The sequence below is a fragment of the Bordetella sputigena genome (genome assembly GCF_965137885.1).
In the GTDB taxonomy this organism is placed as follows: domain Bacteria; phylum Pseudomonadota; class Gammaproteobacteria; order Burkholderiales; family Burkholderiaceae_B; genus Bordetella_C; species Bordetella_C sputigena.
This window is the reverse complement of record NZ_CBCSCA010000017.1, coordinates 49,873-74,390: the sequence shown is the minus strand read 5'-3', so window position 1 is coordinate 74,390 and position 24,518 is coordinate 49,873. Positions and strand designations below refer to the sequence as shown.

At 65.9% G+C, this 24,518-nt stretch carries 20 protein-coding genes and 1 tRNA gene; 9 read left to right on the top strand and 12 right to left on the bottom strand.

Annotated features, from left to right (window positions below; all coding sequences use genetic code 11):
• Window positions 1-25 precede the first annotated feature (25 nt).
• Window positions 26-673, top strand: a complete 648-nt coding sequence (locus ACNA0R_RS24830) for a gamma-glutamylcyclotransferase (RefSeq protein WP_415828742.1) — start codon at window positions 26-28, stop codon at window positions 671-673.
• Here ACNA0R_RS24830 and pagP read toward each other — a convergent pair whose 3' ends face one another.
• From pagP to ACNA0R_RS24810, 4 genes are all read right to left on the bottom strand, one after another.
• Window positions 674-1,249, bottom strand: coding sequence for a lipid IV(A) palmitoyltransferase PagP (pagP, locus tag ACNA0R_RS24825; RefSeq protein ID WP_415828741.1), 576 nt, complete (start codon window positions 1,247-1,249; stop codon window positions 674-676).
• A 146-nt stretch (window positions 1,250-1,395) separates the two neighbouring features.
• On the bottom strand, window positions 1,396-2,868 hold the full coding sequence (mgtE, locus tag ACNA0R_RS24820; protein ID WP_415828740.1) for a magnesium transporter: 1,473 nt from the start codon (window positions 2,866-2,868) through the stop codon (window positions 1,396-1,398).
• Window positions 2,869-2,881: 13 nt separating this feature from the next.
• Window positions 2,882-3,292, bottom strand: coding sequence for an acyl-CoA thioesterase (locus tag ACNA0R_RS24815; RefSeq protein ID WP_415828739.1), 411 nt, complete (start codon window positions 3,290-3,292; stop codon window positions 2,882-2,884).
• 74 nt (window positions 3,293-3,366) lie between these two features.
• The gene (locus ACNA0R_RS24810; protein WP_415828738.1) at window positions 3,367-4,419 is read right to left on the bottom strand and encodes a YeiH family protein; all 1,053 of its coding nucleotides are present in this window, start codon (window positions 4,417-4,419) and stop codon (window positions 3,367-3,369) included.
• A gap of 158 nt (window positions 4,420-4,577) precedes the next feature.
• On the opposite strand from ACNA0R_RS24810, the gene ACNA0R_RS24805 reads away from it, so the two are divergent.
• The gene (locus ACNA0R_RS24805; RefSeq protein ID WP_415828736.1) at window positions 4,578-5,450 is read left to right on the top strand and encodes a LysR substrate-binding domain-containing protein; all 873 of its coding nucleotides are present in this window, start codon (window positions 4,578-4,580) and stop codon (window positions 5,448-5,450) included.
• Between the two features lie 66 nt (window positions 5,451-5,516).
• On the opposite strand, the gene ACNA0R_RS24800 is transcribed toward ACNA0R_RS24805, so the two are convergent.
• Window positions 5,517-6,728: a M20 aminoacylase family protein gene (locus ACNA0R_RS24800; protein WP_415828735.1), complete on the bottom strand. Its 1,212-nt coding sequence runs from the start codon at window positions 6,726-6,728 to the stop codon at window positions 5,517-5,519.
• A 195-nt stretch (window positions 6,729-6,923) separates the two neighbouring features.
• Here ACNA0R_RS24800 and ACNA0R_RS24795 point away from each other — a divergent pair, with 195 nt between their 5' ends.
• A complete protein-coding gene (locus tag ACNA0R_RS24795) occupies window positions 6,924-8,672 on the top strand; it encodes an AMP-binding protein (RefSeq protein WP_415828734.1) in 1,749 nt (582 codons plus the stop codon).
• Between the two features lie 62 nt (window positions 8,673-8,734).
• Here the strand turns inward: ACNA0R_RS24795 and ACNA0R_RS24790 are convergent, their stop codons facing one another.
• On the bottom strand, window positions 8,735-9,616 hold the full coding sequence (locus tag ACNA0R_RS24790) for an inositol monophosphatase family protein (RefSeq protein WP_415828733.1): 882 nt from the start codon (window positions 9,614-9,616) through the stop codon (window positions 8,735-8,737).
• Between the two features lie 122 nt (window positions 9,617-9,738).
• Here ACNA0R_RS24790 and mnmC point away from each other — a divergent pair, with 122 nt between their 5' ends.
• The 6 genes from mnmC (at window position 9,739) to ACNA0R_RS24760 (ending at window position 17,053) form a co-directional block, all read left to right on the top strand.
• Window positions 9,739-11,631 (top strand): bifunctional tRNA (5-methylaminomethyl-2-thiouridine)(34)-methyltransferase MnmC2/FAD-dependent 5-carboxymethylaminomethyl-2-thiouridine(34) oxidoreductase MnmC1, encoded by a 1,893-nt coding sequence (gene mnmC, locus ACNA0R_RS24785; RefSeq protein ID WP_415828732.1) that lies wholly within the window; start codon window positions 9,739-9,741, stop codon window positions 11,629-11,631.
• A 256-nt stretch (window positions 11,632-11,887) separates the two neighbouring features.
• Entirely contained in the window at window positions 11,888-14,110 is a 2,223-nt protein-coding gene (locus ACNA0R_RS24780) for a glycoside hydrolase family 31 protein (RefSeq protein WP_415828731.1), read from the top strand.
• Window positions 14,111-14,243: 133 nt separating this feature from the next.
• Window positions 14,244-15,335, top strand: coding sequence for a methionine ABC transporter ATP-binding protein (locus ACNA0R_RS24775; protein ID WP_415828730.1), 1,092 nt, complete (start codon window positions 14,244-14,246; stop codon window positions 15,333-15,335).
• Window positions 15,289-15,945, top strand: a complete 657-nt coding sequence (locus ACNA0R_RS24770) for a methionine ABC transporter permease (protein ID WP_415828729.1) — start codon at window positions 15,289-15,291, stop codon at window positions 15,943-15,945. Before ACNA0R_RS24775 ends, ACNA0R_RS24770 begins: the two co-directional genes overlap by 47 nt.
• Window positions 15,946-16,018: 73 nt before the next feature.
• Complete coding sequence (locus tag ACNA0R_RS24765; protein ID WP_415828728.1) at window positions 16,019-16,819, top strand: MetQ/NlpA family ABC transporter substrate-binding protein; 801 nt, start codon at window positions 16,019-16,021, stop codon at window positions 16,817-16,819.
• 158 nt (window positions 16,820-16,977) lie between these two features.
• Window positions 16,978-17,053: transfer RNA gene (locus ACNA0R_RS24760), tRNA-Lys, on the top strand.
• A gap of 92 nt (window positions 17,054-17,145) precedes the next feature.
• Here the strand turns inward: ACNA0R_RS24760 and ACNA0R_RS24755 are convergent.
• The 6 genes from ACNA0R_RS24755 to ACNA0R_RS24730 all read right to left on the bottom strand — a co-directional run bounded on the left by ACNA0R_RS24755 (window position 17,146) and on the right by ACNA0R_RS24730 (window position 24,378).
• The gene (locus tag ACNA0R_RS24755) at window positions 17,146-17,913 is read right to left on the bottom strand and encodes a L,D-transpeptidase (RefSeq protein WP_415828727.1); all 768 of its coding nucleotides are present in this window, start codon (window positions 17,911-17,913) and stop codon (window positions 17,146-17,148) included.
• A gap of 50 nt (window positions 17,914-17,963) precedes the next feature.
• Window positions 17,964-18,410 carry a host attachment family protein gene (locus ACNA0R_RS24750; RefSeq protein ID WP_415828726.1) on the bottom strand — a complete coding sequence of 149 codons (447 nt, stop codon included), beginning with the start codon at window positions 18,408-18,410 and terminating at the stop codon, window positions 17,964-17,966.
• Between the two features lie 23 nt (window positions 18,411-18,433).
• Window positions 18,434-18,871: a universal stress protein gene (locus ACNA0R_RS24745; protein ID WP_415828725.1), complete on the bottom strand. Its 438-nt coding sequence runs from the start codon at window positions 18,869-18,871 to the stop codon at window positions 18,434-18,436.
• Between the two features lie 220 nt (window positions 18,872-19,091).
• A complete protein-coding gene (gene ftsH, locus ACNA0R_RS24740) occupies window positions 19,092-20,906 on the bottom strand; it encodes an ATP-dependent zinc metalloprotease FtsH (RefSeq protein ID WP_415828724.1) in 1,815 nt (604 codons plus the stop codon).
• A gap of 153 nt (window positions 20,907-21,059) precedes the next feature.
• The gene (locus tag ACNA0R_RS24735) at window positions 21,060-22,781 is read right to left on the bottom strand and encodes an HAD hydrolase family protein (protein WP_415828723.1); all 1,722 of its coding nucleotides are present in this window, start codon (window positions 22,779-22,781) and stop codon (window positions 21,060-21,062) included.
• 16 nt (window positions 22,782-22,797) lie between these two features.
• On the bottom strand, window positions 22,798-24,378 hold the full coding sequence (locus ACNA0R_RS24730) for a bifunctional aminoglycoside phosphotransferase/ATP-binding protein (protein ID WP_415828722.1): 1,581 nt from the start codon (window positions 24,376-24,378) through the stop codon (window positions 22,798-22,800).
• Between the last annotated feature and the right edge of the window lie 140 nt (window positions 24,379-24,518).

Sequence of the window (24,518 nt, the reverse complement as noted above, 5' to 3'; positions counted from 1 at the left end):
CCGTAGTCGTTAGAGATAAAGCAGCATGTCCGCGGTGCCTTCCGGCGAACCCGCCGAGCCGTTTTCCGGCGCCTTGATAGAACGTATCGAAACCGGCCGTCCCGGGGCCGAGGCCGCGCTGCCGGCGGGCTTTCCCGGCAGCTGGGATGGCAAAGAGGACCTTTGGGTATTCGCCTACGGGTCCTTGATCTGGCGGCCCGGTTTTCCGTGGCAGGAACGGCGCCTGGCCAGTATCCATGGCTATCACCGCTCGCTTTGCCTGTGGTCGCGCCACCATCGAGGTTCGGATCAGGCGCCGGGCCTGGTGTTCGGACTGAACCGGGGCGGCTGCTGCCGCGGCGTCGTATTCCGTATCGGCGCGGCCGATGTGCCGGCCGCGTTCGCCGCCTTGTGGGAGCGCGAGATGATAGGCGACGCCTACACGCCGCGCTGGCTGGTCTGCCACAGCGACCAGGGGCCGGTGGCCGGGCTGGCTTTCCTTTTGAATCGTGCCTGTGCCGACTATGCCGGCGACGTGGCCGAAGAGCGGCGGCTGGACGTCATCCGCACCGCCGTGGGCCGTTCCGGCGCCTGCCTGGACTACGTACTGGAAACCGAACGGGCGCTGCGCGACCACGGTATCAGCGACTGCCGCCTGGGCGCGCTGGTGCGCAGGCTCGTCACGGCGTTCTGATCAGAACGTCCATTTGGCGAACATGAACAGCACGTTGCCATTGCCCTTGCCGCCGGGGATGTAGGTCGCGTAGAACGTGGCCTTGTCGTAGCCGACGGACGCCAGCGGCAAAATCCCCGGGAAGGGGATGTAGTGGAAGATATCTTCCCGCGCGGTCAGGAAGGCCGTATAGCCGATGCCGAAGCGCCAGTTCTGCCCGACTCGCCCGATCTTCTGGTAGCCATAGCCCGCGATGGGCTCGACGTGGCCGTGCGAATCCAGGAAGGCCATGCCGTACAGGCCTTGCCAGTCGCCGTCTTCGTCATAAATGCCCTTGCCCCAGCCGCCGCCCCAGCTTTCCTCGCGAAAGCTTTTGATCTTGTCGGCGGAATACGCGGCCCGGTTATGCCAGGCGTAGCCGGTGATATACAGCTCGTCGTTGCCCTGGTTCCAGATCTGGTCCAGGCGGCTGCATGCGCCTTGCGCCCAATTGGGGATGTTGTCGCAGGCTTGGGCCGTCAAGGGCAGGGCGGCGGCGGTCGTCAGCAAGACGGTAACGCTGGCACGCCGGGCGGCGTGGACGAACGAGGACTTCATTGCAAATCAGGATGGTTGGTGACCGCGGTGTGACATTTTCGTCGCGTTGAAGTGCCCGACGCAAACGTACATATGCGCAAGCGATTGCTACAGCGCCATGAGCGCCCGAGGACGTTCCGTTGAGATACCGTTGAAGCCGCGGCGGTCTACAACAGAAAGACCGTCGCCAGCCCCAGGAAGATGAAGAAGCCCAGCGAGTCGGTGGCAAAGGTCAACAGCACCGACGAGCCGATTGCCGGATCCTTGCCGAAGCGGTCGCGCAACATGGGCACCAGCACGCCGACCGACGCGCCCACCAGCATGTTGCATATCATGGCGGCCATCATGACCAGCGCGATCGACACCGATCCGGAAATACCCCACGCGAACAGGGCGGCCACCACGCTGCCGCACAGTCCCACCAGCAGGGTGACCAGCAGTTCGCGCTTGACCAGCTGCCACAGGTTGCGGCCGGTGATCCGGCCGACGGCCAGGGCGCGGATGATCATCGTCATGGTCTGGTTGCCGGAGTTGCCGCCGATGCCGGCAACGATGGACATCAGGAAGGCCAGGATGACGATATGGCTGACCGTGCCCTCGAAACGCGAGGCGACGAAGGACGCCGTGCCGGCGGTGCACAGATTGAACAACAGCCAGGGGGCGCGGTTGCGCAGGGCCATGGTCACCGGCGCGAAGATGTCTTCCTCCTGCAGGCCGGCGCGCGACAGGGCCTGTTCCTGCGAGTCTTCGCGGATGACGTCGACGACGTCGGCGATGGTCACGCGGCCGATCAGCCGGCCCTGGTCGTCGACCACCGGCGCCGATACCAGGTCGTACCGTTCGAAGGCGCCGGCGGCATCCGCGTCGGAATCCAGCGCGGCCAGCGTCAGATAGTCGGTGGTCATCACGTCCCGCACGGCGGTATCCGGTTCGCTGACCAGCAATGTCGACAATGGCAGGATGCCTTGCAGCTTGTCCTGGCGATCCACCACGAAAATCTGGTCGGTGTGGTCGGGCAGTTCGTGCAGCCGGCGCAGGTACCGCAATACGACTTCCAGCGAAACGTCTTCGCGCACGCGGACCATCTCGAAATCCATGATGGCCCCGACGCTGTCCTCGGGATAGCCCATGGCTTCGAGCAACTGCGCGCGTTCCTCGTCGGTCAGGCCTTTCTGCACTTCGGCCACGACGTCGGCCGGCAGGTCCGGCGCCAGGTCCGCCAGCTCGTCGGCGTCCAGGTTTTCGGTCGCCGCCACCAGGTCCTGGCGATCCATCGCCTCGATCAGCGATTCGCGGACCCAGTCTTCCACTTCCAGCAGCACGTCGGCGTCGTGTTCGGCGCTGACCAGCTTCCAGACCGCCTGCCGTTCGTCTTTCGGCAGCGATTCCAGGATGAAGGCAATGTCCGCCGGATGCAGGCCGTCGACCAGCGCCTTCAATTCGGCTTCGTGCTGGCGCTGCACCAGCTGTTCGACCAGGTTCTGGCGCGTATCGCCTTCTTCCTGGCGATGGACCAGGCTGGCCACCAGTTCCTGGCGGCGCAGCAGTTCCTGCACTTCGGCCAAGGCGTGTTGGGCGTCTTCCGGATCGAGGCGGCGCGGCGCGGCGGCCGGCTTTTGCGCGATGTCGGCTTCGGTCATACGCGACTGCCTGTCATAGCGCGGGCAGGGGGCGGCTGCGGCGGGCGTCGTCCGTCGCGACGTAGACCAGGGTGGCTTCCGTGACCTTCACGACTTCGGCGTCCAGGCGCTGCCGCTGTGCGTAGACTTCCACGGACACGGTGATGGACGTCGTGCCTGTCTTGACCACGTCGGCATACAAGCTCAACAGGTCGCCGACGAAGACAGGTTGCTTGAACAGGAAGCTGTTGACGGCGATGGTGGCCACGCGGCCGGCCGCGCGGCGGGCGGCGGGGATCGATCCGGCGATATCGACCTGGGCCATGATCCAGCCGCCGAATACATCGCCATGCACATTCGCGTCCGCGGGCATGGGCATGACGCGCAGGACCGGGTCGCGGTCCTTGGGCAGGGTGACGAAGGGCGATGTTTTACTGGCGGACATGGGCCGGCTCCTTTCGGACAACCGGCCGATTATGACGGAAATTCGTCCTCGTCGCGTGACATCTGCCTGACCGCTCAGCCGAGCAGTTTCACCAGGCCGTAGCCACCGAAAACCAGCCACGCGTACAGGATCAAACCCAGCGCCAGCACGCGCGGCCCGGCTTTGCGGATCTGGCTGAAGCGGGTTTCGATGCCCAGGGCCGTCATGGCCATGGTCAAGGCAAAAACGTCCAGCGTGCGCAGCTGTGTCACCACGTCGGCCGGAACCACATTCAACGAATTGACGATGGCCAGGGCCAGGAACCCGATGGCGAACCATGGAATGGGCAGGCGCGCGGCGCCGCCATGGCCGCCTTCGGCCTTGGCGCCGGCCGCGCGGCGCAGCCACAGTCCCAGCACCAGCAGCACCGGCACCAGCAAGGCGACGCGCGTCATTTTCACGATGGTGGCGACTTCGGTCGTGGCCGGGTCCACATTGCTGGCCGCGCCGACGACCTGCGCGACTTCATGCACGGTGCCGCCTATATAGATGCCCAGGTGCTGGGTGTCGAAGTGCAGCCAGCCGGCATGGTAGATGACCGGATAAAGGAACATGGACAGGGTGCCGAACAGCACGACCGTCGCCACCGCCACGGCGCTTTTGTGCGGCTGGGCGCGCAGCGTGGGTTCGAAGGCCAGCACCGCGGCCGCGCCGCAGATCGCGCTGCCCGCCGACGTCAGCATGGCGGTATCGCGATCCAGGCCCAGCAGGCGCTGGCCGACCAGCGTGCCGATGACCAGCGTGCTCACAACGACCGCGATGGAAACCGCCAGCCCGGGCAGTCCGACCGCGGCGATCTGTTGGATGCTGATGTTCAAGCCGTAGAAAGCGACGGCAATCCGCAGTAGCCGGCGCGCGGCGAAGTTCACGCCCGCGCTCCAGTCGTGCGGCATGGTGCCGCGCAGGAAATTGCCGTAGATCATCCCGCAGACGATGCCGACGACCAGCGGCGAAAAGCCGAGGTTGCGCAGGAAGGGCAGGCTGGCCAGCTGCACGACAGCGGCGGACATCAGGCCGACGAACAACACGCCGTTCAATTTGTCGCGCCAGGGGGTAGCCAGCGATAGGCCGGCGGTAGTGGTATTCATAATGCTTCGTTCCCCGGACCTGCCGCGACAGGAACGCCCGTCCTGTTATGACCGCGCGGCAGACCTTAATAACCAGTGGTAATGTTACGGATGCGCGATTCATTTGAAAACTTGCGATATTGGATGGTTAATATAATTAATTCCAATATCGGATCCCCATGACGCCCGAACAGCTATTGACCTTCGCCTATGTCGCCGAAGCCGGCAATATCAGCCGCGCCGCCGAGCTGCTCCATCTGTCGCAGCCGGCGGTATCCGGCCAACTGCGGGCGCTGCAGGAGTGGTTCGGCGAACCTCTGTACCGCCGCAGCGGGCACGGGATAGCGCTGACGTCCGCTGGAGAGCGGCTGGTCGAGCATGCCCGCCAGCTAAGACACGCCTATGCACAGGCGCGGGGCGTACGCGACGAGTGGCGCGGCATCGCTTCCGGTTCGCTGCGGCTGGGCGCCAGCACCACCCCCGCCAGCTACGTGCTGCCGGCGCTGGTGGCCGCCTTCCGGGCCCGCTACCCGGCGGTGGCATTGCAGCTGTCGGACGGCAACACCCGCGAAATCGTGCAACGCCTGCCGCAGCTGGACATGGCATTTATCGAAGGCGACATCCCGGCGGGCCTGCCCGCCGATACGGCGGTGTACGAATGGCGTGCCGATGAAGTGGTGGCCGTGGTGCCCGCCGATCACGACCTGGCGGCGCGTGCCGTCGTCGGGCTGGCCGACATCGCCGCCTACCCGCTGGTGATGCGCGAACAGGGTTCGGGGGTGCGCGGATTGGTCGAACGCGCTTTTCAGGCCGAAGGATTGGCGCCCGGCGTGGCGCTGGAACTGGCCGGCGTGGAAGGCGTCAAGCAGGCCGTACGCGCCGGCCTGGGTATCGGCTTCGTCTCCATCATGTCGATGCGCCATGAGGACGGTGCGCTGGTGGCGTTGCGCGTCGGCACGGGCGGGTTGACCCGTACCTTGAGCATTCTGCTGCCGCATGCGTCCGCCCCGGCTCGCGCGGCGTCGCTGTTCCTGGAGATGTGCCGCGCCTGAGGCGGCGACGCATGCGTCCGTACGACGCGCGCGTTATCCCCGATGCGCGGACCGCGCATCCGTGCCTCAGGCGCCCTGGATATTGCCCGCCGCCAGCCTGGCCAGCGCCAGCCGCACCCAATACGTGGCGCCCAGCCCCAGCAATTCATCGTTGAAATCGTAGCTGCCGTTGTGCAGCATGCAGGGACCCATGCCGTGGCCCGCGACGCGATGATCGCCCCAGCCGTTGCCGATCCAGACATAGCAGCCGGGGATCTCCTGCAGCATGAAGGCGAAGTCTTCCGCCCCCATCGAAGGCTGCACATGGTCGTTCACCTTGTCCGCGCCCACCAGTTCGCGCATTACCTCGGCGCATACGGCGGCCTCGGCGCGATGGTTGATGGTCGGCGGATAGTGGCGTTGGAAATCGAAATCCACCTCGCAGGCGAGCGCCGCGCAGGTATGCACGGAGATGTCGCGCATGCGCTGCTCGATCAGGTCCAGCGATTCCACCGTGAACGTACGGACCGTGCCCCGCATGACGGCCTGCGTGGGCACGACGTTGTCGGCGCTGCCGGCATGGATCTGGGTGATGCTCAACACCGCGGCATCCAGCGGATTGCGGTTGCGCGTGATGATGGTCTGCAACGATTGCGCCAACTGCACGGCGGTCATGACCGGATCGATGCCCAGATGCGGCATGCCGGCGTGCGATCCCTTGCCCGTGATGGTGATGCGGAAATCGTTGCTGGACGCCATGATGGGCCCGTCCGTCAGGCCGAAGGCGCCTTGCGCCATGCCGGGCCAGTTGTGCATGCCGAATACCGCTTCCATGGGAAATTCACGGAACAGGCCATCGTCGATCATGCGCTTGGCGCCCCCGCCGTGTTCCTCCGCGGGCTGGAAGATGACGTAGACCGTGCCGTCGAAATCGCGATGCGCGGCCAGATAGCGGGCGGCGCCCAGCAGCATCGCCGTATGGCCGTCATGCCCGCATGCGTGCATCTTGCCGGGGTGCCGGCTGGCGTGCTCGAAAGTGTTGATTTCCTGCATGGGCAGTGCGTCCATGTCGGCTCGCAGGCCTATCGCCCGCGTGCCGGGACCGTTGCCCCGTATCGTGCCCACTACTCCCGTACCGCCCAGGCCGCGGCGCACCGGGATGCCCCATTCCTGCAGCTTGCCGGCCACCACGTCGGCGGTCCGGAATTCCTCGAAACAAAGTTCCGGATGGGCATGCAGATCGCGCCGGATCGCGGCGAGTTCCGCCTGCCAGGCGACGATGGGTTCGAGCAGTTTCATGAGGCACCGTTAGGTTGCGCGCCTGCGCGGGGCACGACAGAAAAATGGACTGGCCGGGAGACCCTGGCCGGAAGATAAGCCGCCGCCCGGGGGCGTCGGAACGACCGGTATCCGCGCGGCGGGCAGCCGCGTGGCGGCGGCTGGACGATTGAGCGTATCATCAAACGCGGCCTTTATTAAATCGGAGACAACACCATGCAGCGTCCATGGCTGGCCGAATATCCCGCCGGCGTACCCGCAGACGTTTCGGTCGATGCCTATGTGTCGCTGGTCGATCTGCTGGATCGGGCCTGCGAACGCTACGCCAGCCGGGTTGCCTGCACGGCGATGGGCACGGATATCCGCTACGAGACGCTGGACCGCCACGCTAGACGTTTTGCCGGTTGGCTGCAGTCGCTCGGATTGGAGCGCGGCACCCGGGTCGCCCTGATGATGCCCAACGTCCCCGCCTATCTGGCCTGCATGCTGGGTACGCTGCGTGCCGGCCATGTGCTGGTCAACGTCAATCCGTTGTACACGCCGGCCGAGCTGCAGCGGCAGCTGCTGGACAGCGGCGCGCAAGTCATCGTCGTCCTGGAAAACTTCGCCCATACCTTGCAGGATGTCGCCGACCGTGGCGACCTTCGGCATGTGGTCGTCACGGCGGTGGGCGACCTGCTGGGCGGGGTCAAGGAAACGGTGGTGAACCTGGTCGCGCGGCACGTCAAGAAGGCCGTGCCGCAGTGGCGGATCGATGGAGCGCTGCCTTTGTCGCGGGCGCTGGCCATCGGCCGGCGGCACGGCTTCGAGCCGCCGGTATTGTCCATGGACGACCTGGCCGTACTGCAATACACCGGCGGTACTACGGGAACGCCCAAGGGCGCCATGCTGACGCATCGCAATCTGGCGATCAATGTGCTGCAGACCGAGGCGGTGGCCTGGCCGGCGCTGCACGATGTGCCGGGCCAATTGACCATCATTAGTGCCTTGCCGCTTTATCACGTGTTCGCGATGACGGTCTGCGGCCTGTATGGGATGCATGCCGGCATGCGCAATCTGCTCATTCTGAATCCGCGCGACCAGCCCGCGCTGATCAAGGCCTGGCGCGATCTGCCGGTGAATATTTTCCCGGGCGTGAACACCTTGTTCAACGCGCTGGCGAACAATCCCGCTTTCGCCGCGCTGGATTTTTCCGCGCTGCGCCTGACGTTCGGCGGCGGCATGGCGGTGCAGAGCGCGGTGGCGGAACGCTGGCGCACGATGACGGGACGACCCATCATCGAAGGCTACGGCCTGTCGGAAACCGCGCCGGTGGCTACGGTCAATCCCACCAACACGCTGGCGTTTTCGGGCACCATAGGCCTGCCGGTGCCGTCCACCGACGTGGCGATCCTGGACGACCACGGCCATGCCGTGCCGGAAGGCGAGCGCGGGGAGGTCTGCATCAAGGGGCCGCAGGTCATGCGCGGGTACTGGCGGCGTTCGCAGGAAACGCGCGAGGTCATGACGGCGGACGGCTATTTCCGTACCGGCGACATCGGCACGATGGACCAGCGCGGCTATATCCGCATCGTGGACCGCAAAAAGGACATGATCACCGTCTCCGGCTTCAAGGTTTATCCCAACGAAGTCGAAGAAGTCATCGTCGCCCACCCCGGCGTGCTCGAAGCCGCGGCGGTCGGCGTGGAAGACGAACGGTCGGGCGAAGTGGTCAAGGTCTACATCGTGCCGCGCGACGCGGCCCTGTCGCAGGCCGAAGTCAACGCCTGGTGCCGCGAAAAGCTGACGGGCTACAAATGTCCGCGCGAGGTCGAGTTCCGCGCCGAACTCCCCAAGAGCAACGTCGGCAAGATTTTGCGGCGGGAATTGCGCGAGCCCGCCGCGCGGGACCCGGCCTTACCGGAACCGGCTTGCGCGGAAACATCGCCGCAGGCGGCGGTGCCGCGCAAGGCCGCATCGCGGTAGGCTGCGCCGCGGCCCTTGCTTCCGGCCGAGTCCGCCGCACAGGGGCCCGGCTCGCGGATCGCTCAGCCCGGCGCCTTCTTGGTGAGATGCGGCGTGATCATCTGCTTCAATGCCGCCGCGATGTCCTTGTTGCCGGACACTACATAGCCGCCGATGGGCCAGCTGTCCACGCCATGCATGTCTTCCGCCACGCCGCCGGCTTCTCGCACGATGACCGTTCCCGCGGCGACATCCCAGGGCGCGAGCCCCATTTCCCAGTAGCCGTCATAGCGGCCCGCCGCCGTCCAGGCCAGGTCCAGCGCGGCGGCGCCGAGCCGGCGCACGCCGCGGGTCTGGTTGATGGCATCGTGCAGCGTGGGCATGTATTGCTGCGCGAACGAAAAGTCCCGGAACGGAAATCCCGTGGCCAATACCGCGTCGTCCAGCGACGGTGTGCGCGAGCAGGCGATGCGATGGCCGTTCAGCCACGCGCCCACGCCATGGATGGCGTTGAAGAGCTCTTCACGGCAAGGGTCGTAGACGACCCCGACAACGGGGGTATCCGCGGCCAGGGGGGCGCCGCCGTCCACCTTCGTTCCCGCGCGCGCGATCAGCGCGATGGAAACCGCATAATGCGGTATGCCGTGCAGAAAATTGGTGGTGCCGTCCAGCGGATCGATATACCAGGTGGCCTCGCCCTCGACCTTGCCGCCGGTTTCCTCGGCCACGATGCCGTATTGCGGCGTGCGTTCGCGCAACACTTCAATGACGGCGGCTTCGGCTTCCCGGTCGGCCTGCGATACCAGGTCGTTGCGGGCCTTGCGGTCGATGACCAGGTCGGCACGATGATGCGCATACGACTGCAGTATGGCGGCGCCGGCGTGCGCGGCGTTGACCGCGGCGTCCAGGGCCGCGCACAGATCCATGGGCGCTTGATGGGAAGAGGCTTGCGCGGAGGGTTGCATGCTTGTCTGGCGATAATCAGGGTTAATCCACATTGCGCGCTGCGCGGTGCGGCAGGTGGGCAGGATGGCTGCCCGATAGATCGATTCTACGCCGCACATAGTATCCACACGATGTATCACCCATGTCCGAGTCCTCCAGTGTTGCTTATCGGCCCTTGATTCCCGCGGAACCCGTCGTCGACGCGCGCGGCGTCCCGTACAGCCGCGACTACGATGATGTCTATCACCCCGCCGACGGTGCCTGGGCGCAGGCCGGATACGTGTTCCTGCAGGGCAATGGCCTGCCGGACCGCTGGCGGGGGCGCGCCGCCTTTACCGTATGCGAGACCGGTTTCGGCCTGGGCTTGAACTTCCTGGCGCTATGGCGCGCCTGGCGTGACGATCCCGCGCGGCCGGCGCGCCTGCATATGGTGTCGTTCGAAGCGCATCCTTTGCGTCCGGACGATCTGGCGGACATGCTGCGCCGTTACGCCGGGACGGGCGCCGCGGCCGATCTCGCGCGGCAACTCCTGGCCCAATGGCCCCCCTTGTTGCCCGGTGTCCATCGCTTGGAATTCGAGAATGGCGCGCTGACGCTGACGCTCGGCTTCGGCGATGCGGCGGCCATGGTGCCGGCGCTGGAGTTCGTGGCGGACGCGTTTTTCCTGGACGGTTTCGCGCCGGCCCGCAATCCCGGGATGTGGACGACCGACCTGATGCGTGCGTTGGCGTCGCACGCGGCGGCGGGCGCCACCGCCGCGACCTGGTGCAGTGCCGGCGCGGTCCGCCGCGGTCTGCTGGAGGCAGGCTTCGCCGTGCGGAAACGGCCGGGTTTCGCGGGCAAGACCCATATGACCGTGGCGGTTCATCCCGGCGCGTGCGCGCAGGCCGCGCCGCCGCCTTCCCATGTCGCCATCGTGGGGGCGGGCATTGCCGGCACCGCCCTGGCTCATGCGCTGGGACTGCGGGGCATCCCCGTCACCGTGTTCGACGCGCGTGCGGCATCCGTGCATCAAGGCCATCTGGCGGCCGCGCTTACGCCCCTGGTCGCCCGCGACGACAACGCGCGGGCGCGCTTGTCGCGTGCCGGCAGCCTGCGCGCATCGGCCCGTTGGAGCAGCCTGCCGCCGGAAGCGCGTCCCTGGCAGTGCGGCACCTTGCAGTTGTCGCGCGACGCCGGGCGCGCCGCCGATGCCGCGTCCGTATTGGAGGCCCTGGCGTTCCCAGGCTCCTGGGTGCGCGGCGTCGATGCGGCGCAGGCCGCCGAGTTGGCCGGGCTGCCGCTGTCACGCGGCGGGCTTTATTTCGCCGCCGGCATGCTGGTGCGGCCGCCGGCCCTGATCCAGGGGCTGATGGCGGCGGCCGGCGCCGCCTTCGTGCCGGCGACGGTCCGCCGCCTCGACCATCGCACGGGCACCTGGCGGCTGTACGACGACGCAGGGAAGGAGGTCGGCCAGGCGCCGCACGTCGTGCTCGCCAATGCCGGTGGCGCGCGGGACATCCTGGCCGCCAGCGATTTGCTCCAGCCCTTGCCCTTGGTGGCGCGGATGCACACCCTCGCGGGCGAGGTAACGCTGCTGCCCCGCGCCGGCCTGCATGGCGGGCCGCGCTGCATCGTGGGCGGCGAGGGCTATCTGCTGCCCGCCGTGGATGGCTGGTGCGTCGCCGGCAGCACCTACGTCCACGGGGCGTCGGAAAGCCAGGTCACTGCCGCGGGGCAGGAAACCAACCTCGCCAAGGCGGCCGGCCTGCTGGCGCGGGGCGGGATGGACGCGTATCGGGGATCCGCCGGGTCGCTGCCCGGATGGGCCGGCTGGCGCGCGGTGCTGCCGGGCAGGCTGCCGGCGATCGGGCCGGTGCCCCACGCGCCGGGGCTGCACCTGGCTACCGGCTACGCGTCACGCGGACTCAGTTGGGCTGCCTTGGCCGGAGACATCATTGCCGCCGAGCTATGCGGCGAGCCTGCCGTCCTGGAGTCCGGCCTGGCGGCGGCGATCGCGCCCGGCCGCGGAGTGCGTGGCGGCGCGGGTGGCTGAAGGGGGCGCCGGGTCGGTGGGAAGCCGGGAATTGCAGGAAGTTGCCGGCAGTTAGATGGCCCGCCGCGTTGGCGAGGCTCGAGCGGTGGCTCGTCCCGGTGGCGACGTAAGCGGCCGCTTCGCTGCAAGGCATTGACAGCAGGCCGTGTCAAGCGCGGACGCCGGGAGCCGCAAATCTAATGCCGAGTTTATTTCAGACGACAAATCCGTCAAAATAGCGCCTTTTGGTGCTTTTTGGCTAAGCGGGGGATGCTAGGTGCCGCCCAAGTTCGATTTTGCGCATACAAACCAGCTCGAAAGCGTCGAGCTGTTGACCGCTCGCCCAAGCCGAATTGATTTCGATACGGGCGACGGTTTGCGTTTTGTGGTCGAGCCGCACGCGCCGGGCGTTTTCCGGATCCGCTGTGGACATCCGCATGCACTGTCGGATGACAAGCCCGGCATGCGTGAAAAGGCCATTGCCGAAATGCTGCTGGCCCGCCAGGAGGCCGTGGGAGAAGCCACGGTCGCGCCGCGCGACGGCGGCGGCTGGCGCATCACCCAGGGCGATACCGCGCTGGAAATATCGACGGATCCGGTGCGCGTGGCGCTATTCAAAGGCGACACCCAGGTTTTCGTGTCCGACGATTCCGAACATGCCCCTGGATTCGGCCACAACGCGCTGGACGAAGCGGACGAAGCGGTCTGGACCGTCAGCTTTGCCCTGGATGCGGGCGATCGTATCTATGGCCTGGGCGAAACGCCCGGCGACCTGAACCGCCGCGACGAAAACGTCGTGTCGGACGATCCGGAACACCGCGCCCTGCCGCTGGCCTGGAGCCCCAAGGGCTGGGGCGTCTACGTCAACACCGTGCGGCGCGTGCAGCACGCGCTGGGCGTGGAGCCGGCCGACAGCGCCTACGTCGTCACGGTGGACGGCGCGGTACTGGACCTGTTCCTGTTCGTCGGCGAGCCGGTCGAAATCCTCAATCAATACACCGCCTTGACCGGTCGCGCCGGCCAGCCCGTGCTGTGGGCCATGGGTGTCTGGCTGCGCCAGGCCGAAGGCGAAATGGCGACGCAGACCACGGCGCTGATCGAGCGCATGCGCGCCCAGGATCTGCCGCTGGATGCCGTGCAACTTGCCGCGCCCGCGGCCTGGGCGTTCCAGGCCGACAAACCCCAGCTCGAATGGGATGCGGCGCGCTTTCCGGATGCGCGTCAGCTCTTCGCCTTGTTCCACAAACATCACGTGCACGTCTGCGCGCCCGGTTTCCCCGGGATCCTGCGCCACACGCCGCTGTTCGAAGAACTGGAAGACCGCGGCTGGCTGCTGGCCCGCGACGACGGCAACGCGCAGGTGTTCGACGGCACCGCGGCATCGGCGGGCCAGCCTTTCGGGCTGCTCGACCTGACCAACCGCGACGTCTATGCGCTGTGGGCGGACCGCCAGCGCCAGTTGATCGACGATGGCCTGGACGCGCCGGCCTGCGATATCCAGCTGGCCATCCCCGATGGCATCACCGCGCGCGGTGGCGAATCCGGTCCCGCCTTGCGCACCATCTATCCCTTGCTGGCGCGGCGCGCCCTGTTCGACGCCGTGGCCGGCCACAAAGTGCCGCCGGAAGGCGTGGTGCCCAGCACCGATCTCTTCCCCGCGGCGCAACGCCTGCCCTGGCAGAACGGCCCGCGCGTCAGCAACGATTGGCAAGGGCTGGAGCACACGCTGCGCACCGCCCTGTCCATCGGCGCCAGTGGGCTGCCCGTGCAAGTCCATGCCATCGGCAATGCCACCGCTCCCATGGACGCGATGACGCCGGAGCTCTATCTGCGCTGGCTGACCTTCGGGGTGTTCTCTTCCAACCTGATTTTCGAGGGCGTGGAAAAGCTGCTGCCCTGGGCTTTCGGCGAAGAAACCCTGGCGCATGCGCGCACCTGGCTGCAATGGCGCTATCGGCTGATCCCCTACGTGCTGGGCGCGGTCGAAGACGCGGTGCGTACCGGCCTGCCGGTGCAACGCTCCATGGCCATGGCTTTTCCCGGCGACGCGGAGGCGCATGCCTGGGACCTGCAGTATCTGCTGGGCCCCGCGCTACTCGTCGCGCCCATCGTCAAGCCCGGCAACGAAGTCCGCGTCTACCTGCCCAAGGGAGAGGCCTGGTGGGACCTGAACACCGGCCACCGTTACGAAGGCGGCTCGGTCTGGACCGTGACGTGCGACTTCGGCCAGTACCCGGTCTTCGGCCGCGAGGGCCACATGCTATGCCTGGGACCGGCGGCGCACCACACGGGTGAATTCAACTCCGCCCGCATCCTGGATGAGGTCTGGATGTTCGGCATGCCCATGCACAACCCCGTGGTCATGCGCAACAAGATCCGCGTCATGCAAATGCAGGGGTCCAGTTACATCAAAGGCCTGGAAGGCCTGCGCATCCTTCCGTCCGAAGGGCTGGAGGTCAAGCGTCGCGGCGCGGAAGTCCGGATTTCACGGGCCCGCTGAGACCGTACGCCGATCACGCTCTCCCCACAGGGGCAGGGCGGCATTTACGCGCGATTTATAATCAAAAGTTATAAAGCTGGCACGAAACTGTCGTTCTGCTACGTATCGCGCTCGTTCACAATGTCGTCGCGCCATGATTCACATAAAAAACCTCAACAAGACCTATGCGACGCCGCATGGCCGATTCGAAGCCCTGCGCGGCATCACCCTGGATATCGCGCAGGGTGAAGTCTTCGGCATCATCGGTCCCAGCGGCGCCGGCAAAAGCACGCTGGTCCAGTGCATCAATCTGCTGGAACGGCCGGATGAAGGCACGATCGCGATCGGCGCTCAATGCCTGACGGGCCTGCCCGAAGACCAGTTGCGGCAGCAAAGGCGCCGCATCGGCATGGTGTTCCAGGGCTTCAATCTGCTGGCACGCCGCACCGTCTATGGCAATGTCGCCTTGCCGCTGGAAATCGCCGGCGTGCCGCGGGGCGACATTCCCGCCCGTGTCGACCGCCTGCTGAAGCTGGTGGGCCTGGAGCATCTGGCGCACCGCTACCCCGCCCAGATCAGCGGCGGCCAGAAGCAGCGCGTGGGTATCGCGCGCGCATTGGCCAACGAGCCGGATGTGCTGCTCAGCGACGAGGCTACGTCCGCGCTGGATCCCGAAACCACCCACAATATTCTTTCGCTGCTGCGCGATATCAATCGCCAGACCGGCGTCACGGTGGTGATGATCACCCACCAGATGGAAGTGGTGCGCGAAGTCTGCGACCGCGTCGCGGTGTTGTCCGAAGGCCAGATCGTGGAAATGGGCAGCGCCGCCGAAATCTTCGCCACGCCGCGCCACGACATCACCAAGTCCATGGTGTCGGCGGCGACGGCCAGCGACCTTACCGACGCCACCTTGTCGGCCTTGCGGTCGCGCATGCGCGACGCTGTCGCGGCACGGCCCGATTCCGCGGTCCGCCTGCTGCGGCTGTCCCTGGGCGGGAGCCAGGGCGCCAGCGAGGTGATCTCCCGTCTTTCCCGCCAATTTTCACTGGACGTCAGCCTGATCCAGGCCCGCATCGAGGACGTACAGGGCATCGCCGTGGGTACGGCTTTCGTCCTGGTCCAAGGCGCGCCGCAGTCCCTGGACCTGGCCTCGAATGACCTGGCGACGCGTGCCGTCGCCGTACAAGAGCTTGCCCATGAGCCCGCAACAACTGATAGACGCACTGACCACTTCGCTGATTGAAACGCTATTGATGGTCGGCGTATCCGGCGCCATCGCGGTGCTGCTCGGCATACCCATCGGAGTGATCCTGGTGGTCACCAGCCGCGGCGCCATGCTGCAACGCCTGAGCGTGAACCGCGTGCTGGCGGCCGTCGTCAATGCGACGCGGTCCCTGCCTTTCATCATCCTGATGGTCTTCATCATTCCGTTCACCCGCCTGGTCGCGCAGACGTCCATCGGCACGACGGCGGCCATCGTTCCGCTGTCGGTGGCCGCCATCCCCTTCATGGCGCGTATCGCCGAAAACGCCTTGCGCGAGGTCGATCCGGGCTTGATCACGGCCGCCCGCGCGATGGGTGCCTCGCCCGCGCAGATCATCATGAAGGTGCTGCTGCCCGAGGCCTTGCCCGGCCTCGTGGCCGGTGTCATGGTCACCTTCGTCAGCCTGATCGGCTATTCCGCGATGGCCGGCGTCATCGGTGGCGGCGGACTGGGCGATCTGGCGATTCGTTATGGCTATCAGCGCTTCCAGACCGAGGTGATGACGGCGGTAGTGGTCGTGCTGATCGTGCTGGTGCAGGTGATGCAGAGTCTTGGCGACTGGGCGGTCCGCCGCATGTCGCATCGTTAATCGGCCGCGCGTCGCATCGTCGTAACGGCGCCCGCGCCGCGGTCAAATCGCAATCCGAGGAATCCAAGCAATCATGAAGCTGAACTTCATCAAGATATTCGCCGTGCTGGCCCTGGCGGCCGGCGTGGCTGCAACGTCGTCCGCTACCGCGCAGGACAAGCCGCTCAAGGTGGGCGTGACCGGCGGGCCCCATGCGGAAATCATGGAAGTTGTAAAAGAACAGGCCGCCAAGCAGGGCCTGAAGCTGCAGATCGTCGAGTTCTCCGACTATGTGCAGCCCAACGTCGCGCTCGCGGCCGGCGACCTGGACGTCAACAGCTACCAGCACCAGCCTTATCTGGATAACGCCAATGCCGACCGCGGCTACAAGCTGGTCAGCATCGCCAAGACCGTGATCTTCCCCATCGGCATCTACAGCAAGAAAGTGAAGAGCCTGGATGCCTTGAAGGAAGGCGCCCGCATCGGCATCCCCAACGATCCCACCAACGGCGGCCGCGCTTTGCTGCTGCTGCAAACCCAGGGCCTGATCAAGCTCAAGGCCGGCACCGGCCTGAAAGCCACGCCGCTGGACATCGCGGAAAATCCCCGCAAGCTGCGTTTCATCGAACTGGACGCGGCGCAGTTGCCGCGTTCGCTGGATGACACCGATGCATCGGCGATCAACACCAATTTCGCCATGCAGGCCGGCCTGGACCCCAAGCGCGACGCCATCGCGCAGGAAGCGCCCGACTCGCCGTACGCCAACGTGCTGGCCGTGCGCGAAAAGGACAAGGACCGTCCGGACCTGGCCAAGCTGGTGGCCGCGTACCACTCGCAGGCGGTCAAGGATTTCATTCTGACGAAGTACCACGGCGCGGTCATCGCAGCCTGGTGATCGCTGCTTCGGTGGTCATTGCCTGGTGATCGCCGGGGTGATCACCGGGGTGACCACCGCTTGGTGGTCACCAAACGCGGCCTCGGGCCGCGCCCCGCCTCGGGGGACTTGCTTTTTGACAAGCAAGGCCTCATAGGCCATAATCGCGGGCTTCGGTCGGGTCGTTAGCTCAGTCGGTAGAGCAGCGGACTTTTAATCCGTTGGTCGCGCGTTCGAGTCGCGCACGACCCACCATCCCCCCGCGCGGCGGCTTGAGCACTGATGCAAGCCACTGACGCAGAATCGACGCAGCCCGCCACCTTGGTCCGGCTGCGTTTTTTCTTGATTCAGCGGGGCGGTGGAGACCACGCCGGGCGATTCGCCCGCGCGCTATCCAGTATGACCAGATAGCGCCCCGCGCCGGCCGCCGGCTCGCGGTCCGGCGGCAAGACCCAGACGCGTTCGCCGGCTGCCAGCGCGGCTTCATAATCCGCGTCCAGCACGCCGAAATGATCCAGGAAGGTATTGAGTCCGCCCGGTATGCGGACGCATCCTTTGGATTGGACGCTGCCCAGCCTGGGTTCAAGGATCGAAGGATCGGTCGCGTGCATCTGCAGCCGCATCGTGCCGGAACCGCCGTTCCCCCAGCCGCGCTCGGCCTCCTGCCAGCCGAAATCGAAAACGCGCTTGCCTTTGCTTCCATACCCGCGGATGCCGAATTCGTTCTTCGTGCCTTCGGCGCGAAAATCGCCGTCGAGCACGGTGTGATCGAAGACCCCGATGGGGGTTTGAAAATGATCGAATTGGCCTATGCGCCCCGTGGACACCGGCGATGCCCCGATCAGGCGCTCCCCCTTCGCGGGATCCAGCCAGAATATGAAGATAGCCTGCACATGCGGGTTGCGGTCCACGACAACCACATATTGCGGCGAGGCCAGGTAGATGCCGGCCTCGCGCAGCATGAGCAAGGCACGCAGACCGTAGTAAGCCGACTCGCTGGGGGGCGGCGACAGCCGTTGCCGCACCATGCGGCGATAGGCCGCGGCCAGGTCGTCCGGCGTGGGCGGCGCGGCGATCGTGGCGCTGGCCGGTGCGAGGCTCGCGCATGCCAGCACGAGCGCAATTGCAGTCCGTGTGTAGAACCTCATCCTCTCCGCGCTCATCCTCAGGCCGACAATTTGTTCTTGATCTCGTCCACGGTATGCAGCGCTACATTCCTGGGAATCTCGGCGAACAGGCGGTCGCGCAACGTCGGCGAGAGCGCCTTGCGCAGACGCCCAAGTACGCGGGGCGGGGCGACGATGATCAATCTCGCCTGAGGCATTCGCCGCGTGTGTTCATCGAGGGCATGCACGAAGCGATGCAGGAACTCCGCCTCCGCGCGTTCATGCAGGTCCGGCGCTTCCACGGCGCTGCGCGGCATGCCCATGGGGCCGGTCACCCGACCCGGTGGCGCCGCGCCGAGATCACGCGTGGGCGGCAACTCGACCTCGTAAGACGCGACGGTGCGCAGCTCCAGATTGGCGGAATCACCGTCGTTCTGCAGGATCAGACCTCTCCCGCCATTGCACAGGGCGATCCACGCGTGGCGCGGAATGGTTACCTTCCACATATCGTTTCTCCGTAGGGCATCGGTCATCGATAGACCAGCACCGGCGTCTGGCAATGCGTCAGCACTTTCTGCGTGACGCTGCCCAGCACGACCGCCTTGACGCCGCCATAGCCATGGGATCCCATGGCGATCACGTCGCAGCCGTATTTATTGGCGGTATCGATGATCGCAACGTACGGCTGGTCGTGTTCGACTTGCACCGTATCGCAGGTGACGGCATGTCCCTGAGCGAACTCGCGCGCCCAGCCCAGATATTGCGCGGCATGCTCATGCTGGAATTTTTCGAACTCGCCGCGGACGCGTTCTATCTGGCTGGCCTCGGCGGACAACAAACGGAAAGGCTCCGTGACCACCAGCAAGGTCACCTTGGCGCGCATGTCGCGCGCCAGTTCGATGGCCTGCCGCAACGCGTCGGATGCGCATTTCGATCCGTCTATGGGTATGAGCATGTGCTTGAACATGATGTCACCTGGATGTGCGAGGGGTCGCTGGAGCATTTCGGTGTGCGACGGACCGTGCGGCGGGTCTATCGTGCCGCCGCATACATATAATTTCGCGCGCGACGCGGTCACCCTCATTGATTTGCGTCAAGCAGGAAACACGGCCGAGCCAGCCGGTTCAGGAGCACGGCGCGCGATTCCGCCATAAGCAGCCATCCGCGCGCGACATGATCGCTCGCATTCAGCCCGCGGCTTTCATCGACGTTGGTTCCTGTACCAGGGACAACAGATCCTCTTCGTCCAGGCTCTCGCGTTCGAGCAGCACCGAGACGCACCGATCCAGTGTGGACCGTCGCGCCTGCAACAAGGCCGTCGTTCGCTCCAGGGCTGCCTCGATACGCGACCGCACCGCGTCATCGATCTGCTGCGCGGTGTGCGGGCTCCATGTACGCCGCGGCGGCAACGCGCCCGCGGGTTCCGCGGGCGCGCCGGTCAGAACCGGCGAGCCCTCGTACGATACCGGCCCTATGGCGTCGTCCATGCCAAAGCGCAGCACCATGTCGCGCGCCAGGTCGGTGGCCTTCGCCAGATCATCGGCCGCGCCGGTGGAGGGTTCGCCGAAAACCAGCACTTCGGCGGCGTACCCGCCAAGCAGGACCATGATCTTCTCGGTTACCTGCGTACGGGTCAGAAGGTGACGGTCCTCGGCAGGACGCTGCAGCGTGTAGCCCAACGCGCCGATACCGTGCGGGATGATGGAAACTTTATGCACACGGTCGGCGCCGGGCAGCGCCAGGGCGGTCAGCGCATGTCCCAATTCGTGCGTGGCGGCCAGTTCGCGCTCCCGGACGTTCACCAAAGCGTGTTTTTTCTCGATTCCCGCTACGATGCGTTCGATCGCCAGATTGAAATGCTGCAGCGTGACCGCGTCCGCGTCGCGCCGCGTTGCGACGATGGCTGCTTCGTTCACGAGATTCGCCAGATCCGCGCCGGCGAATCCCACGGTGATGGCCGCCACCTGGTCCAGGTCGGTGCCGGGGGCCAGCCGTATCTTCTTCGCATGCACGCGAAGGATGGCCAGGCGGCCGGCGCGGTCGGGCCGGTCCACCAGAATCTGGCGGTCGAAGCGGCCGGCGCGCAGCAGCGCGGGATCGAGTATTTCGGGCCGGTTGGTGGCCGCCAGCAGGACGACGCCCACGGCGGGATCGAAACCGTCCAGCTCCACGAGCAGCTGATTGAGCGTCTGCTCGCGCTCCTCGTGTCCGCCGGCCAGCGGGAACAGCGCGCGTACCTTGCCCAAGGCATCCAGCTCATCGATGAAGATGATGGCCGGCGCGTTGGCGCGCGCCTGTTCGAACAGATCGCGCACTCGCGCCGCGCCGACACCGACGAACATTTCAATGAAGGCGGACCCGCTGATCGAGAAGAAGGCCACTCCGGCTTCCCCCGCTACCGCCCGGGCCAGCAACGTCTTGCCGGTGCCGGTTGGCCCGATCAGCAGCACGCCTTTCGGGATGCGCGCGCCCAACCGGCCATAGTGGCGCGGGTTACGCAGGAAATCGACTACTTCCTGTAGTTCCGCCTTCGCTTCATCCACCCCGGCCACGTCGGTGAACCTCACCGCGATGTCCTTCTGCATGTACAGCCTGGCCTTGCTGGCGCCCAGTCCCAGCAGATTGCCGGCGCCGCTCATCTTGCGGCTCAGATAGGTCCAGGCAGCGATGATGAGGAACAGCGGCAGCAAAGTGGACAGCAAGCCACCCAGCCAAGTCGACTGCGGGACGCGCTGGAAAGGCACATTGAATTTGCGTAGTTCATCCGCCAGGGGCGGTTCGACCAGGGTAGCGGCGATAGTTCGCGCGCCATCCGGCGCCGGACTCTTCAAGTGTCCGGAAATCGTATCGCCCACGATGGTGACGCGGTCGATATCGCCAGCGGCCAATCGCTGCTCGAATTCGCTGTATGTCGTGGTCTCGATCTCGTCCCTGGCGGCCAGCCATGTGCCAAGAAGCACGGCAATGGCCAACATGGTGACGAGGGCAAACGGCCTTGTCATTCTCCTAGGCATGCGCGTCCCCTGAGCGGCCGCCCCCAGCAGGCTCTTAGCCATTCGAGGCGGATATCCCGACAAAGCTTATGGCCCGCGCCGGGCCGACGCCTTGATCCACGTCATCGGAGCTTGCATCGGGGAGGGGCCGGCAGCGCTGTATCAACCGGTGTCGGCCGGCGCCGCATAGCGCGCGAGCAGCATCCGGGAGATGGCATGACGGCTTTCCATCGCGCTCAAATGCGTATCGTCTTCGATTTTCTCCGCCTCTCGGGCGATGTCTTCGTCCTTGATGACGTTGCGGAACCAGGTGGAATAGTCGTGCGCCCTCAGGTGGTGTTCCCACACCGCGGCATCAAGTCTGGGAATGATGGTGGCGAACTCCCAAATATTCCGGGCTCGCTGGCCGCCACTGTTATCGGGGCCGCGAAAGTAGAAGCTATGCCAGGCGCCGACGTCGCCTACCGCGTACTTGCCCAAGTGGCGATGATGACGTTGCCGCGGGGCGTCCGGCCGTATGGCGACCAGGGCCTGGTCGGGGTCGCGCAGCCACACCAGCGCTTCGCCATCGTGAAGCTCGACGCCTCGCGGCCTTGCGGTGCATCCCAATAGGCCTCGCAAATTCGCGAATTTATCGACACCGGCGGGGCCGAACGCGACTACCACGTCGATGTGCCCGAGAATGTCGGCTGTCAGGTTTTCAGGACAGACGCTCAGGAACAGCGTCGCCGGGAACACGGCGGGCAGCCGCGGCCCACCGTCCGCCGATCCGGAGAAGAACTGATGGGCTTCGTCCACAATGAGCCAGTGCGGACGACCGCTACGCGCCTTCAGCGCCGAGATCGGGCCCAGAATGTCGCCGACCAGTTTCCGGCGTGCGGCCAGGTCCAGGGAGACTGTGTTCACCACGACGTTAACCCCGGTTTTTCGCAGCAGCCTGATCGCTTCGTCGCTACGGGGTGGATCGGGACCTTCGCTGATGGCGACCGCATCTTCCAGGTCGTGATAATCCCCTTCCGGATCGATGACGCAGAACTCGAACTGCGCCTGTGCCATCCGTTCGGTGAGCATCTTCGCAAATCTCGATTTTCCGCAGCCTGTGTCCCCCATGACCAGCACATGCTGATTCGGCAGAATGCGCACGCATCGCCCTTCGCGATCAAGGCCGATGCGCAAGCCCAGGCGGCGCGGTGCGATCAGCTTCGTGTCTTCGTCGATAAGGCGCCGGATCAGTTCGCCGACGCCGGCGCCGTGGTCGCCCTCCAGCACGACGTCGGCGTCCGCTTTGATCGCCGGCAGAGCGTTCGCCACGGCGGCCGCGCAGCCGCAGTCGCGCAGGAATGCGTGGTCGTTCTCGGCGTCGCCCACCCCGACGACGTTGTGGCGCGAGATGTCCAGCCGCGTCAGCGCCTCACGCAGGCCGGTGGCCTTGGTGACGTCCGCTGGCAGGATCATGATCGCCCCCTTGTTGAACACGATCTTCAGCTCCAGCCCGAATTCCTTGATGGTCTCCAGCACGACCGCTTGATGTGGTTCCCATGTCGCGACGATGCAGCTTCCCACGGATAGCGGCTGGACGCCGCGCGTGATCAGTTTTTCGATGAAGCCCTTCGGGGGCGGCGCTGCCAGCAGGTGGGTCTCCCCGCTCGCGGGGTCATGGAGGACCGCTCCGTTTTCCGCGACGACCAGGTCGAACAATCCGAGGGCTGGAAAGGCATGACGCAGTTCCGCGAGTTCACGGCCGGTGACCAGGATCAGGCGCCGGCCGGTACGTTTGAGGGTGTCCAGGGATTTGCGCGTGGCGGCGTCCACCGCGCCAAACTGCGCGATCGTGCCGTCGTAGTCCGTTGCAAGCGCAAGGAAAAACATGGAGGAAGGCATCATCGGCAATCTCCGCGAACTATGGCTCGTGGCGTCCGGCAGGGGCTTGCGCATCCAGAAGCCAGCCGCGGAAGGCGCCTGTGCGGTAAAGCAGTTCATCCCAGAAGCGCGGCGTTTCGTACATGCCTAAGGGGACATCGGTACTGACTTTGATAGTTCGTGCGCATTCGGCCTGCGTCAAGGTGTCCGCCTGGGTGCGTTGCAGCCGCAGGACGGCCGCATCCGCGTCCGACGGCTGATCCGCCTCCTGGGCTCGTAGTGTCAGTCGCGCGGACAAGCGTCGGGGATCGGCCTGGAAATCGATCAGGAACACCGGAACCGATAGCGTATCCGCGAGCGCCATGAATGAGGCCCGGTGGGCGCGGCGCAGGAAGGTCGCATCGACGATCACCGGGTAGCCCGCTGCCAGGATGTCGCCCGCAAGGTCACGCAGGCGCTCATAGGTGCCGTCGATGGCGGTGCGTTCATACAAGGATGCCGAGGATCCCGGCAGGGGCGCGGGGGCGTCGGTACGCTTGCGCTCGATGTCGCTGCTGATGCGTATGGCGCCTAGCATCGGCGCCAGGGCTTCGCTCGCCACGGATTTTCCGGAACCCGAATAGCCATGGCACAGCAGCAGCATGGGCCGCGGCGGCGCCGTGATACGCCGGGCAAGGTCGAGATAGGTCTCGAACATCGGGACGCGGGCGGTCCGATCCCGGCGCGCGCGTGGTTTCAGGGCCGCCGCCAACGCCCGCACCAGCGCCCGGTACAGGACGTAGAATCGCAGGCCCGCCAGGGCGCCATAATCGCCGGTACGGCTCAACCAGCGATTCAGCAAGCGGGTCGCCAGTTCGCCCCTGCCATGCGCAAGCAGATCCATCACAACGAAAGCAATGTCCGCCGTGACGTCGGTCCAGCGCAGGGCATCGCTGAAATCCACGCAATCGAAGCACTCCACCGTGTTCCCGCGGCGCACCATATTGTCCAGATGCAGGTCGCCATGGCATTCGCGCACGAAGCCGCGCGCTCGCCGTTCATCCATATATTGCGCGAGTCCCGCGAGCGCCTCGCGGCACCATGGGACGACCCCGTCGGGCGTGGCGCCCGGTGCCAGGCGCTCGATCGCGCTCAGCACGTCCGTGACCTGGGATTGCACCAGTCGTGCGGATCCCAATATTTGCGCCGGGACCTTGCGGCTGGCTCGCAGATGAAAAGCGGCCAGCCGCTGCGCGAGCCGTTCAATGTCGACGATGCGCAGCATCCCTCGCGCCGCGATCGCCGAAAGCGATTGCGCCGTGTCGAAGCGGCGCATCTTCAGCGCATACTCCACCGCTGCGAACGCCCGGTCGCGACGCGACACGACGGCCAGGGACGGTCCCTCGCGACGCGCCCGCGCGTGCTTCAACACATCGACCTTGAAGACGCGGCCCTCGCGGCGGACCGGCACGACACCGAGGTAGATGGACGGCGCCAGCCGGCGGTTGCTCCTCGCTGCGGCGTTGCAGCATCGCCAGCGGGTCGACAGGGCGGTGAAATCCACGAAACCGAGGTCGACCGGCTTGCAAAACTTATAGGCATAACGTCCCACCAGGTAGACGACGGAAATATGCGTTTCCACGCGAACCAGTCTGCCGGCGGGGTGTGGATAAGCGCTGGCGTGCCGTAGCGACCTGTCCAGTGTTCGCCAAGCGGCTGAAGTTCGCATGCCGCTGACGCCTGGCTCCGATTGAGGGCCGCGTTGGGGGGAATGCTCGGATC

What these genes read in the sequence shown, in the direction of transcription:
- ACNA0R_RS24745 (WP_415828725.1), bottom strand. Translation starts at nt 18,871, where the DNA reads ATGTTCAAGCACATGCTCATACCCATAGACGGATCGAAATGCGCATCC.
- mgtE (WP_415828740.1), bottom strand. Translation starts at nt 2,868, where the DNA reads ATGACCGAAGCCGACATCGCGCAAAAGCCGGCCGCCGCGCCGCGCCGC.
- ACNA0R_RS24770 (WP_415828729.1), top strand. Translation starts at nt 15,289, where the DNA reads ATGAGCCCGCAACAACTGATAGACGCACTGACCACTTCGCTGATTGAA.
- ACNA0R_RS24800 (WP_415828735.1), bottom strand. Translation starts at nt 6,728, where the DNA reads ATGAAACTGCTCGAACCCATCGTCGCCTGGCAGGCGGAACTCGCCGCG.
- ACNA0R_RS24810 (WP_415828738.1), bottom strand. Translation starts at nt 4,419, where the DNA reads ATGAATACCACTACCGCCGGCCTATCGCTGGCTACCCCCTGGCGCGAC.
- mnmC (WP_415828732.1), top strand. Translation starts at nt 9,739, where the DNA reads ATGTCCGAGTCCTCCAGTGTTGCTTATCGGCCCTTGATTCCCGCGGAA.
- ACNA0R_RS24805 (WP_415828736.1), top strand. Translation starts at nt 4,578, where the DNA reads ATGACGCCCGAACAGCTATTGACCTTCGCCTATGTCGCCGAAGCCGGC.
- ACNA0R_RS24735 (WP_415828723.1), bottom strand. Translation starts at nt 22,781, where the DNA reads ATGATGCCTTCCTCCATGTTTTTCCTTGCGCTTGCAACGGACTACGAC.
- ACNA0R_RS24750 (WP_415828726.1), bottom strand. Translation starts at nt 18,410, where the DNA reads ATGTGGAAGGTAACCATTCCGCGCCACGCGTGGATCGCCCTGTGCAAT.
- ACNA0R_RS24830 (WP_415828742.1), top strand. Translation starts at nt 26, where the DNA reads ATGTCCGCGGTGCCTTCCGGCGAACCCGCCGAGCCGTTTTCCGGCGCC.
- ACNA0R_RS24775 (WP_415828730.1), top strand. Translation starts at nt 14,244, where the DNA reads ATGATTCACATAAAAAACCTCAACAAGACCTATGCGACGCCGCATGGC.
- pagP (WP_415828741.1), bottom strand. Translation starts at nt 1,249, where the DNA reads ATGAAGTCCTCGTTCGTCCACGCCGCCCGGCGTGCCAGCGTTACCGTC.
- ACNA0R_RS24795 (WP_415828734.1), top strand. Translation starts at nt 6,924, where the DNA reads ATGCAGCGTCCATGGCTGGCCGAATATCCCGCCGGCGTACCCGCAGAC.
- ACNA0R_RS24790 (WP_415828733.1), bottom strand. Translation starts at nt 9,616, where the DNA reads ATGCAACCCTCCGCGCAAGCCTCTTCCCATCAAGCGCCCATGGATCTG.
- ACNA0R_RS24765 (WP_415828728.1), top strand. Translation starts at nt 16,019, where the DNA reads ATGAAGCTGAACTTCATCAAGATATTCGCCGTGCTGGCCCTGGCGGCC.
- ACNA0R_RS24815 (WP_415828739.1), bottom strand. Translation starts at nt 3,292, where the DNA reads ATGTCCGCCAGTAAAACATCGCCCTTCGTCACCCTGCCCAAGGACCGC.
- ftsH (WP_415828724.1), bottom strand. Translation starts at nt 20,906, where the DNA reads ATGACAAGGCCGTTTGCCCTCGTCACCATGTTGGCCATTGCCGTGCTT.